Annotated in this window: 1 protein-coding gene; it reads left to right on the forward strand. The window is 42.0% G+C overall.

The window, feature by feature from the left end; genetic code table 11:
* The first annotated feature begins 436 nt into the window (after positions 1-436).
* A complete protein-coding gene (locus G494_RS0114725) occupies positions 437-1,000 on the forward strand; it encodes a hypothetical protein (protein WP_028585129.1) in 564 nt (187 codons plus the stop codon).
* Positions 1,001-1,170: the final 170 nt, after the last annotated feature.

Below are 1,170 nucleotides of genomic sequence, written 5' to 3' on the forward strand. Positions count from 1 at the left end.
CCTAAACCCAGGGCTTTGTCATGTTGTGCTGACTTACCCGGAGACTCGGCCTTGTATACCGTTTCTGTTCGTCGGCTCATAATTTTGCGCTCCAGGTTACCGCTCCTTGGCGTCGCTTTCGCTTTCAGCTCATGATTTCCGCTACGCTCCAATGCCTCCAGACGAACCCTCACGAGGTCGCCCTTGCTTTCGGCTAGTATTTATGCTCCTGTCATCACGACAGTAACAGGGTTTACATACAGGGGACTTACACCCCATTAGATCACGCCCATGCCGGGCGTACCCAGTCACTCCAGTGGATTTGCTGAGGTCGGCGGTATTTTGAAGCTCAAAGGTGCTAACAGTCTCCGTCATTAATCGAAATTATCGCTATCAATCCGCAAACCACTGAGTTTAACGTTAGGCTCAGCATTAATTTGAATCATACGGAGTAAATATGAGTGATTGGGATTTTCTACATGATATGTACAATGAAGGTTATAGCTCTGATCAAATAATGGATGCAGCTGCTTGCGGGTATAATCCAGCCGAAGTTGATATTGACGCTTTAGGGTATTCTTCTGATGATTGGGAGGTAATTGATGACGATGAGTATATTTCTGAAGATTTATCGGTCGATCCTGAGCTAGTAAGCATTTTTGAAAGTTTGGTCGATAATGCAGAATCCTTCTACACATTAACGAATCGTTACTTACAAATTTGGGGGGAGTTAGGAGAGTTATTTGCTGAGATCGAATATGGTATTAAGCGACACAAACCACGTACTAAAGGTTCGGACGGAAAAATTGGCAATGATTTTATCGAGGTCAAAACAATCTCTCCTGAGAAAAATAAAGACCAAGTTAAAGTCAAGCGTGCGGGTAACTTTAACAAGTTACTAATTATAAAAATTAACAAAGATTTTACTTTTAAAGGACACTTCATTTCACGTAAAGACCTCCCAAAAGGTGAAGGTAAACATGCTACTGCTTCATGGCCTAACAGCAAAAACTGTAAATAATTTATAAATGCCTAATAAGGGTATTTAAACGGAACTAAAACAGTGGGTTAAGGGAACCTTGAAAATTACCCTGGGCCCCGTTTGCACCATTTTTAAGGGAATTTTTTTTAACAGCTCCGGTTGTTCGGTTGGATGAACCCAACAATTTCATGCCAGCGCATCAATGATTG

Origin of the sequence: Desulfogranum mediterraneum DSM 13871, assembly GCF_000429965.1 — a bacterium.
Lineage (GTDB): Bacteria > Desulfobacterota > Desulfobulbia > Desulfobulbales > Desulfobulbaceae > Desulfogranum > Desulfogranum mediterraneum.